This is a genomic window from Treponema sp., assembly GCF_024696245.1.
Classification (GTDB): Bacteria; Spirochaetota; Spirochaetia; order Treponematales; family Treponemataceae; genus Treponema_D.
In genome coordinates this window covers 1-10,709 of record NZ_JAILGZ010000089.1, presented here as the reverse complement: position 1 = coordinate 10,709, position 10,709 = coordinate 1, and the positions used below count along the sequence as shown (strand labels likewise).

The following is a 10,709-nucleotide window of genomic DNA, read 5'->3' as shown; positions in this document are numbered from 1 at the left end:
TGCACTTCTCAACGGAAAATCAAAGAACTCAGCCATTGCCATTAAATACATTCAGCGAATGTATTACGAAGAAAACAGACTGAGAGAGAAGCAGCTTCCAGATTCAGAGTTTATTCAAAAACGCAGGGAAATCATCAAGCCGATTATGGATGAATTCTATGACTGGATGACTGAAATAAAACCGACAGTTCCTGAAAGCCTTAAATTTGGAAAAGCTCTGGATTATGCAATTAAAGCCTGGCCTCATCTTATGAACTATCTTGCTTGTCGTGAAATCTATCTGGACAATTCAATCGCAGAACGCTCAATCCGTCCGTATGTTTTATCAAGGAAAAATTTCTTATTCTGTGGTTTTGAAGACGGCTCAAGATCAACATGCCTGTTGTTTTCTTTGATAGAATGTTCTAAAATAAACAATATCAATTTTGAAGAATATCTTTCTTCAATCTTTGAACTGGCCGCAGACACAACTGACTGGACAGATTCAAAATGGTCTGAACTTCTTCCTTGGAATATCAAATTGATTAGGAAATCTGATGTGTCAACGGTCTTAGTAGCCTAATAGGGCAGAAAATTGACGCTTACCTTACAGATTATTTTTTTAGTAAAAATATAGTTATTGGTAGACAGAATGTGGATTATAGGCAGTTAACTTTATATGACTTAACCGGACAAATCCTAATGTAAAAGGGACTGGCTGTAACAATCACCTGGTACATATAAGATAAATTGAACATAAAATCTTACTGTGGTATTATCTTGTAAAACAAACCATTTACAAATGGAGGATATTTAAATGTCTGTTTATACATCTATAGATCAGGTAATCGGAAAAACACCACTTCTTGAACTTACTAATATTGAACGCAAGTACAATCTTAAAGCAAAGATTTATGCCAAGCTTGAAAATTTAAATCCAGCCGGCAGCCTTAAGGATCGTGTTGCAAAAGCCATGCTTGATGACGCAGAAAAGGAAGGCCGTATTGGTCCAGGTTCAGTAATTATCGAGCCTACTTCCGGAAACACAGGTATTGGAATTGCAGCTGTTGGTGCATGCAGGGGTTACAGAGTAATTATTGTAATGCCTGATTCAATGTCTATAGAAAGAATTAATCTTATAAAGGCCTACGGTGCACAGATTGTTCTTACACCAGGTGCTCAGGGAATGAAAGGTGCTGTAGAAAAAGCAGAAGAACTTCATAAAGAAAATCCTGGCAGTATTATCGCAGGTCAGTTTGAAAATCCATCTAATCCTAAAGCACATTATATGACAACCGGTCCTGAAATTTATGAGGATCTGGATGGTAAAGTTGATGTATTTATTTCTGGAATTGGTACAGGTGGAACAATTACTGGTACAGGAAAATATCTCAAAGAAAAAGTCCCTGGTGTAGAAATTGTTGCAATTGAACCTGAGACATCACCACTTCTTTTAAAGGGAAAAGCTGGTCCTCATAAGATTCAGGGAATCGGAGCAAACTTTATTCCTGAAGTTCTTGATACAAAGATTTATGATAAAATCATTCCTGTTTCAAATGAAGATTCATTTGCATTAGGAAAAGAGCTTGGAAAAACAGAAGGTGTTCTTGCAGGAATTTCCAGTGGTGCCGTTCTCTGGGCTGCAATTGAACTTGCAAAAAAAGAAGAATATGCAGGAAAGAATATTGTTATAATCCTCTGTGATACAGGTGACAGATATCTGTCTACACCTCTTTTCCTGGATTAATTTTCTTTTAAGAAAGTCAGTTTTTTGCACTGTCAATTATGTCTTCAAGATTGTCTGCGTCTTTTTTCCAGAACTTTCCTGAAGACATAATTTTTATATCAAGACTTTTAATTTTATTATTAAAACTTTCAAAGTCAGATTCAATTTTTTCTTTACTGCAATCAAGATTCAAAACAATAAATTCATATTCAGAAATCCTGAAGCAGCTTGATGAATCAAAGTTACTTTCCAGTGTTCTTGCAAATTCAATAATGGCTGCATTATTTCCTTTGATATTATAGTAAAGTGCCCCAGCCGAACTTACAGTGCCTTCATTTTTATAAGCCTGGCAAAGAGCATTAAAATAATGGAAGCTGTAAAGGCCTGTAAGTGAATCCCTGTTACAGAATTGAGACAGTTCCTTCTGATTATCAAGAAGAGCTTTGTAGGAGTCATTAATATCCTGTACGTAAAGCATTACAAGCTGCCTGCCCTCTTCATAATTTTTTGAAGGAATCATTTCAAGATGTACCCAGCGGTATTCTCCATTTGTAAGACGACGGTATTTTATGCGCAGAGGATGATCTTTTTTGTCAAAATATTTTCTAAGATAATCAAGCTGCAGGGAATCCTTAAAGACCCTTACGTCATCTTTATGAACATATCCTGCATCTGCAAAATTTATCAACCACTGTGAAAAATGATCAGAGTACCCTTCCCTGTCAGACTTTTCATTTGAATAGAATTTAATTATCTGATATGAATCATCAGTAAGATTTACTTTAAGTATTTTATGAAAGGAACCTACAAGAACTTCCAGAGATTCAAGATAAGGGTTTTCATTACCTGTCTTTTTTCTTTGAGAAATAACTGATGGATTTTCTACTTCTACTTTAGACTTGTTAAGATTTTTTTCAAAATCCGTAAGAGGCAGTGGTTTTGAATAATAGAATCCCTGAATACTGTCGCAGTCCAGATGATTAAGAAAATCAACTTGCTTTTTATTTTCTACACCTTCTGCCGTAACATGCATGCCCAGTTCTTTTGCAAGGGCAATTGTATGATCAAGAAGTCTGTCTCCTCCGTAGTTGCCAATAAAATCAACAAGACTCTTATCAAGTTTAAGGGTGTCAAAGTGCATGGTGTTAAGCAGTGCCAGGGATGAATAACCTGAACCAAAGTCATCCATGTGTAAAGAAAATCCGGCTTTATGAAATTCTTCGGCCAGCTGTTTTATTTCATCATTATCTGCAGTAGCACTTTCAGTAATTTCAATAGGAATATATTTTGCTTCAAGTCCGGCTTCTTCAATGATCTTTTTGTATTCATCAACAATATTAAAATAATAGAGGCTTATTCTTGAAAGGTTTATGGAAACAGGTACAATCTGCTTTCCTTCATTAAGCCATTTTTTCTGCTGCTGAACAACGGTTTTAAATACATATTCATCAAGCTTTTTTATCATGCCGTTTCGTTCAAAGAGAGGAATAAAAGTAACAGGGGAAATAAGGCTGCCGTCCCTCTGCTTCCATCTTATAAGGGCTTCGGCTCCAATCATTTTATTGCTTTCCGGACTGCACTTAGGCTGATACCAGACTTCAAACAGTTTATTTTTTATAGAAGCTTCAAAGGAATCTTCCAGCTGCTTTTCCTGAATAAGTTTTGTGGCATCTCCCTGAGAATAAAATTCATACCAGACATTCTTTTTATCACGAATTGAATTTTTTGCTGAGTTTGCTTCACCAAAAGAAAGTTCGATTTTATTATCAGGGGTCCACCTTGTAATTCCAAAATAAGGAAGTATTTGAGGAATTGAATATTTAGAAGAAAGTGCAGAAAGCCTTTTTTTTATTTTTTCCAGAATGTCTATAATATCTTTATTGGAAGATGAATTAATAAAGATTGCAAAATAATCTCCGTTAATATGGCCGGCTATATTCCCTGTAGTAAGTTCATCATCAATACAGTTCCAGATTTCCTTAAGGATATCATCTCCCGTTCCAATTCCGCATACAGAATTAATAACTTTAAATCCGTGTATATCCATTGAAACTAAAAATCCAGGACAGTTTTTTGCTACTACCTTGTCCTTAAAACATTTATAGTTATAGCCGTTGGTAAGGGGATCGATATAGGCGTATTTTTCAAGTTCGCGGACTTTCTCTGTAGAAATATCAGCAAAACCCATAACTGCAATCCTGTCATTTTCAGAAAGGCTTACAACCTTCATTCTGCAGTACATGGTTTTTCCGTTATGGATGGCAGTGTAATCCTGAATATAAAGACCCTTTTCCTTAAGGTACTCAAGAAGAAAAGTTTTATCAGTGCTTCTTGTCATTACTTCCTTATCTACACCGTCAACAGAGTTTTTTATATAGGAAGACATTACTTTTGCATAGTTGCCATCTGCATTCATCAGATGACCATATTCTTTATTTATATAAGGATCTATTCTAAAGGGCTTTACGCTGTCCTTTGCAAAATCAATATAATAAATACAGGTGTAGTCCCTGCTTAAGGCTTCTATAAGTCTGCTTGAAAAAACATATTCATTAATATTTTCAAGAATTCCTGTACATTCAAGTGTCCTGCCCCTTTCATCTTTTTTTGCAGCAGTAACTGTTACACGGAAGGTTGTATTTTTATGTTGGGATCTGACTGTTAAGGAAACTTTTTCTTTACCTGAATCAATGTCTGTGGCTATGCTGTAAATTTTACCTGCATCTTCACTGCATACCAGGGAAGTAATACTTTGAGGAGTATTTGAAAAATATTTTTCGCAGTGAAATTCTTTTACAAACATATCAGAAGCTATCATCAGTTTATCCTGGGGATAGTACCTGAATGTGTGAATTTTTACGTCATGTAATGCCTGCTGTGTTTCTGCAGGTGGTTCATAGTAACTCTTTCCGTTGTAAATAAGCTCCGACATTACCTTTTTTACCTTTAAAACCCTTAGTTTTTACTTATTTATAGTATAACAGTGACTTTTTTATATGTCGATTCATTTTTTTTAAGCTTTAGGGGGACTTTTTTACTGTAAATTTTCTCATTATCAGATAATTGAAAGAAGTTTTTCCAGAATAAAGTCGCTTTTTACCTTAAGGTCTATGGTATCTGTCTTCATAAAGAGACTGTTTGGATGAAGTGGATCCAGTTTGATTCTTCCGGCAGAAGCTTTAACCAGGGTAAGAAGCTTGTCTATGCTGACCTTTGTTTTTGGACTGAATACAGCTTCTACATTACCCCTCTTTTCTTTAAGGGAGATAATGCCAAGTTTTACACAAAGTATGCGGATTCTTGCAAGGCTTAAAAGACTGGCTGCTTCATCAGGAACAGGACCAAATCTGTCTGACATTTCTTCGTAGATTCCGTTAAGTTCTTCATCAGAAGAAATAGCTGCAATCTTTTTGTACATTTCCATTTTGGTCTGGGCATCACTGATATAGGAGTCCGGAATAAAGCCTGAATATTCAAGTTCAAGGAGAACTTCCTGTTTTTCCTGCCAGTCTGAATGAGTAAGGCGTTCAATAGCAGCATTCAAAAGACTTAAGTACATTTCAAAACCTACAGCGTAAACTTCACCGCTCTGGTCTTTTCCAAGAAGGTTTCCTGCTCCACGGATTTCCATATCCTTCATGGCAATCTTAAAGCCGGATCCAAGTTCAGTAAAATCAGAAATTACCTGAAGGCGTTTCATGGCAACTTCAGAAAGGGATTTATTTTCAGGATAAAGAAGGTAGGCGTATGCTTTTTTATCACAGCGGCCAACACGACCCCTTAACTGATAAAGCTGACTTACACCGTACATGTCTGCCCTGTCTATGATTATGGTATTTACATTTGGAATGTTGATTCCGTTTTCAATAATTGTTGTTGCAACCAGAACGTTAAAGCCGCCCATCTTGAATCTTCTGAATATATCATCAAGCTGGTCACTGCTCATCTGTCCGTGGGCAATATCAATCATCATTTCCGGCAGAAGTTTCTGAAGTTTTATTTGTATTTCGTAAAGATTTTCTACCCTGTTATGAAGGTAAAAGACCTGGCCTCCCCTGTCTACTTCCCTTCTTATTGCAGTAGCAATTCTTTCATCATTGTAGGCTTCTATTACAGTTTCAACACTCTGTCTGTTCTGAGGTGGTGTTGTTAAAAGACTCATGTCCCTGATTTTTAACAGGCTCATGTGAAGGGTTCTTGGAATAGGTGTGGCACTCATGGCAAGACAGTCAACATTGTGTTTAAGTTCCTTAAGTTTTTCCTTGTCCTTAACTCCAAAGCGCTGTTCTTCATCAATTATCAAAAGTCCAAGATCTTTATAGATTACGCTTTTCTGAAGAATTTTATGGGTACCTACAAGAATATCCACGTCACCTTTCTGAAGTCTTTCAATAGTTTTTTTCTGTTCTGCAGGACTTACAAAACGGGACAGCTGGGCAATCTTTACAGGAAAGTTTTTAAAACGTTCAATACAGTTTTCGTAGTGCTGTTCTGCAAGAATTGTTGTTGGCGCAAGAAAGGCTACCTGCTTTCCTCCCATTACGGCTTTAAAGGCTGCCCTCATTGCAATTTCTGTTTTACCGTAACCAACATCACCGCAGACAAGCCGGTCCATTGGAACAGCCCTTTCCATGTCAGCCTTGATTTCCTGAGTAGCGGTATACTGGTCCGGTGTATCTTCATAAGGAAAGGCTGCTTCAAAGGCTGCATTCCATTCATTGTCCTTAGGAAAAGCAAAACCCTGGGAAGCTTTTCTTTTTGAATATAAGTCTATGAGTTTTTCTGCGATCTCTTCTACTTTCTGCTGAACTTTGGATTTTCTTGCATTCCAGCTTTTTGAACCTATTCTGTCCAGACGTGGTTTTTCATTTTCACTTCCGATATAGCGCTGTACTAAATTAACCTGTTCAATAGGAACAAAGGCTGTTTCTTCATCAGCATACATGAGCTTGATGTAATCTCTTTCAGTACCCAGGGATTTTACACGTTCAATTCCCTGAAAAAGTCCTATACCATAGTTTACGTGAACAATGTAGTCACCTGGATTAAGGTCAACAAAAGTATCGATAACTTTTGACTTAGCTTTACGGATGGACTTAGGAGTGTTTTTTCTCCTTCCGAAAATTTCGTTTTCCTGAATTACAATTATTTTTTCTTCTGCAATAGAAAAGCCTTCAGAAATACTTTCCGGAATTACCTGAACATTATATTCCTTTACGATTTCGTTTATACGCAGGGCCTGATTTGGATTATCAGCATAAATGAATACATTGAATTTTTCATTCTGCCAGAAAGCCAGCTGCTCTTTAAAATAGTTAATGTTTCCAAAAAAACTGACAGTTGCTTCACAGTGAATCTCGTGGGAATTTTCCAGCTGCTTTTCATCAGTGTTTTCAAGACTTCTGAATCTGATACTTCTCTGATGTAAATCCATAAGGCTTTCAAAATCCAGCAGCATATACTTTGGCATAAGGACCGGAAAGTTTTGTCTTGCAGTTCTGTAGGAAACTGTGTATTCATTTTCCAGAAGCTTCATGGCATTTAAAAGCCTGTCGTATTCAAGACAGAATACCGGAGTGTCGCTGTCAATGTAATCAAGTACTGAATAAAGTCTGTCAAAAAGAATGCCGTAAAAAAGTTCTTCCCCTTCACTTTCAAGATTAACACTAAGTTCTGTGAGAAGTCTTTCTTTTTCTTTTCTTCCTTCTTCTGTTAAAGCCAGGTGTACGCTTTCTGCTGCAAAACGATTCTGCTTTTCTTCATCTGAAGATTCATCTTCTGATTCTTTTTCTTCTGTGGAATTGAATGAATCCTCTTTTGCTTTTCCCTGTCTTCTCTTCTGGTCCCAGCTTGCAAAATCATTAAGGATTCCATCTGAATCTTCTTCCTCAAGAATTTTTTCAAGACGGCTTGTAAGCTGGTCATTCCATACAATTTCTTTTAATGGATAAACAATAAGGTAATCAAGATTTTCTTTTGAAGACTGACTTTCTATTTCAAAAGTTTTTATCTGTTCAACTGTATCAAAGTCAAAGACAATACGGTGGGCTGTTTTTTCTCCACTCATGTAAATGTCAAGAACTTCACCCCTTAAGGCAAACTCCCCTTTCATTCCGACTTTATTAACCCTCAGGTAGCCCTGGGCTGTAAGACGGCTGGCAAATTCTTCCATATCAAGAGTCTGACCCTTGCGGATTTTTACTACATTTTTTTTAGTATATTCAGGAGGAGGAACAGGAGTTAAAAGTGATCTCTGGGGAATTATAAATACCCTTGGTTTTTGTCCACGGGGATTTTTTTGTGAAAGTTTTGCAAGTACACTTTCCCTTTCTCCAAATACGGAACTTCTGGTAGAAATACATCTGTAAGGAATTGTTCCCCACCATGGAAATTTAATTACTTCTATTGAATCACCGGCTGCCGAATGTAAGTTAGTTTCACATTCATCTGCCTCTTTCTGGCTGGCAGTTATAATTACAAAGTCTTTCTGGGTAGAAAAAGTTTTTCCTTCATACTGTTCTGTATGAATTGTATTAACTAACGTTCGGTTGATAAATTCAGCAGTAAAAAATTCAGTAAGGGCACCTTTTAAGCCGTAAACATCCTGAGGCTTTATTTCTTCCTTGTTTTCTGTATCTGCAGTATCAATTACTGCCTGATGAAAACTTTTCCAGGCTTTAATGAGTGAAAGTAGTGAATTTGCTTTTAATGTATTCTTCATTTTTATCCGATAAATGTAATAAGGAGTATTATTTTGAAACGTATTCTTTTTACAATTATATCGATAATTTCCCTTTTTGCCCATACTGTATATGCACAGGACAACAGTGCAGAAGTTTCCATTAAGTTTTATGACAGAACTATGTATTACCCGGGAGATGTAAAGGATAATCCTATTTATGTTCATGTAACAATTAAAAATACAGGTTCTTCTACCTATAGATTTAAGCTTGCAGATGACAGGGCATTTTCCATGGATTTCTTTGGATTTAATGTCAAGAATACCCAGCTCCCGGCAACTTCTTCCCTTACAAGAAAAAGAACAACCAACAACAGCGTTTACTTCAGGGAGATTTCCCTTGAGCATGATGAAGAATACTCCTTCATTGAAAACCTTAAGGATTATCTGGAAATAACAGAACCTTCAATTTATTATATTGAATTGAAATTCTATCCTGAACTTTACAAGCAGAAGACTACTTCCCTTTCTTCAAACCGTCTCAGTCTTGAAATCCGACCTTCTCCTGCAGCTGCTTCTTCAAGTTTTATAGCTGTAGAAAATAAAACTCAGGCAGTACTTCAGCCTCAGGAAATCAGTCCTGATAAAGTTATTGAACAGACAATTATTGCAAGACAGAAGGCTCTTTGGGATCAGTTCTTCCTTTATATGGATCTTGAAGAAATTCTTAAGAGAGACCCTTCAAGAAACAGAAAGTATAATTCTGTAAGTGCCAGTGAAAGAGCAGCCATGCTTGAATCCTTTAAAGCAGACCTTATGCTTGAACGCATTGATCAGGATATTGTAGCAATTCCTTCAAAGTTCCTTCTGGAGACAACAACATATTCCCAGAATGAAGGAACTGTAAAAGTTAAACAGTGGTTTAAGAACGATACCTTCTATGAAGTAAAGCGTTACACTTACTATGTAAGACAGCGTGATGGAATCTGGCAGATTTATGATTATTCTGTAGATAATCTGGGAACTGAGTAAAAATGGCAGATAAAAAAAAGGCTAAATATTTCTGCGAAAACTGTAACTCAGAAGTTGCATGGAATGCCCGCTTTTGTCCAAAGTGCGGTAAATTCTTTGCAGCTGTACGTTGCCCTGAATGTGGTTATGTAGGTTCCCACAGGGATTTTAAAACTGGTTGTCCAAAATGCCATTACAGCTTTACAGGTGGAACAGATAATATTCCTGCAAATGCAGACGGTACTTTTAGAAAAGCAAAACTTTCTGGTAAATCTAAAAAGCGTATTAAAGATGCTTTTGCTTCCTATAACAGTAAACACTCAGGAGCAGAAGACGACGGTGTTCCATCAGGTCTTTTTATCGGTTCTATTGTAGTTCTTCTTGGGATTTTTATTTTTACTTTCTTTAAGTGTCAGTAATATCAGCATTAATCATGGAGTGCAGTTTTTGTCGGGATCCTTTTAACCTTGACACTGCCCCTGATTTATAATATATTCTTATTCGCTATTCAACAAAGAAAAGCCCGGGTGGCGGAATTGGCAGACGCGCTAGGTTCAGGTCCTAGTGTTCGCAAGGACATAGGGGTTCAAGTCCCCTTCCGGGCATAAATTTTTAGTTTAACGGTCAGCATTTTACTGACCGTTTTTTTATACGCAAGTACAAGGATTTCTTCTTTTTGACTTTCATCTTAATAGCAGCCACATTGGCTTATTGAAATCTATATATATTCATTTCTTTACGCTTTTCTTTGGTGCTGGTTTTGACTTTCCGGTGCTCTTTGCTTTAGATTCACCTGCCTTCAAAATCTTTCTCATGCTAGGTGATAAATAACTATCTGGCTCAACATAATCCATTTTTGCCATAATCTCCTCCATTATCTAAGTATTTCTTTTATTTCTATCATAATTGCCCGATAGCCCTTTCCATTGCATCACGAGCATTTATAATACCATTTGCATAAAGTCCAGCTCCCTGAGTGATTGCATTACCAATTGTTTGGGCATTACGTACAGTTGTACTTGAATTCCTGCCTAACATTCCTGCACTACTAGAACCACGACCACCCCTTTAGCATACCTCGTAAAAAAAATAAAGCCCAACTGCAAGAGTTGGGCCTTGCAAGCGTTACGGATTTCAACCGTACCCTGTTTCCATAGAAACTGTTCTCACTCGTAAACTAATCACTTGCTTACTTTATTATGCTACATGTTCACTATTCTAACAACTATTTTTTTTGTTATTGTTTCCGTTGGAGTTTTAACTGATGCTTATTTTACTAATCTTAAGATTCGATATAATCGCGTAATGTTCCCC

The 10,709-nt window shown here is 36.7% G+C and carries 8 protein-coding genes and 1 tRNA gene; 5 read left to right on the top strand and 4 right to left on the bottom strand.

The features are described from left to right. Both K6D58_RS06550 and cysK read left to right on the top strand, forming a co-directional pair. On the top strand, positions 1–562 hold a 562-nt coding region (locus K6D58_RS06550), incomplete at its 5' end, for an IS66 family transposase (protein ID WP_296828810.1). A gap of 234 nt (positions 563–796) precedes the next feature. Further along, positions 797–1,726: a cysteine synthase A gene (cysK, locus tag K6D58_RS06545; RefSeq protein WP_296828808.1), complete on the top strand. Its 930-nt coding sequence runs from the start codon at positions 797–799 to the stop codon at positions 1,724–1,726. Between the two features lie 16 nt (positions 1,727–1,742). On the opposite strand, the gene K6D58_RS06540 is transcribed toward cysK, so the two are convergent. Beyond that, positions 1,743–4,637 carry an EAL domain-containing protein gene (locus K6D58_RS06540; protein WP_296828806.1) on the bottom strand — a complete coding sequence of 965 codons (2,895 nt, stop codon included), beginning with the start codon at positions 4,635–4,637 and terminating at the stop codon, positions 1,743–1,745. Positions 4,638–4,760: 123 nt separating this feature from the next. After that, positions 4,761–8,426 carry a transcription-repair coupling factor gene (mfd, locus tag K6D58_RS06535; protein ID WP_296828805.1) on the bottom strand — a complete coding sequence of 1,222 codons (3,666 nt, stop codon included), beginning with the start codon at positions 8,424–8,426 and terminating at the stop codon, positions 4,761–4,763. A gap of 33 nt (positions 8,427–8,459) precedes the next feature. On the opposite strand from mfd, the gene K6D58_RS06530 reads away from it, so the two are divergent. The 3 genes from K6D58_RS06530 (at position 8,460) to K6D58_RS06520 (ending at position 10,000) form a co-directional block, all read left to right on the top strand. After that, complete coding sequence (locus tag K6D58_RS06530; RefSeq protein WP_296828803.1) at positions 8,460–9,416, top strand: hypothetical protein; 957 nt, start codon at positions 8,460–8,462, stop codon at positions 9,414–9,416. Between the two features lie 2 nt (positions 9,417–9,418). After that, complete coding sequence (locus K6D58_RS06525; protein WP_296828802.1) at positions 9,419–9,814, top strand: zinc ribbon domain-containing protein; 396 nt, start codon at positions 9,419–9,421, stop codon at positions 9,812–9,814. Between the two features lie 102 nt (positions 9,815–9,916). Further along, positions 9,917–10,000 (top strand) — tRNA-Leu (locus tag K6D58_RS06520). 123 nt (positions 10,001–10,123) lie between these two features. Here K6D58_RS06520 and K6D58_RS06515 read toward each other — a convergent pair. Both K6D58_RS06515 and K6D58_RS06510 read right to left on the bottom strand, forming a co-directional pair. Continuing rightward, a complete protein-coding gene (locus K6D58_RS06515; RefSeq protein ID WP_296828800.1) occupies positions 10,124–10,258 on the bottom strand; it encodes a hypothetical protein in 135 nt (44 codons plus the stop codon). Between the two features lie 37 nt (positions 10,259–10,295). Further along, on the bottom strand, positions 10,296–10,433 hold the full coding sequence (locus tag K6D58_RS06510) for a hypothetical protein (RefSeq protein WP_296828798.1): 138 nt from the start codon (positions 10,431–10,433) through the stop codon (positions 10,296–10,298). Positions 10,434–10,709: the final 276 nt, after the last annotated feature.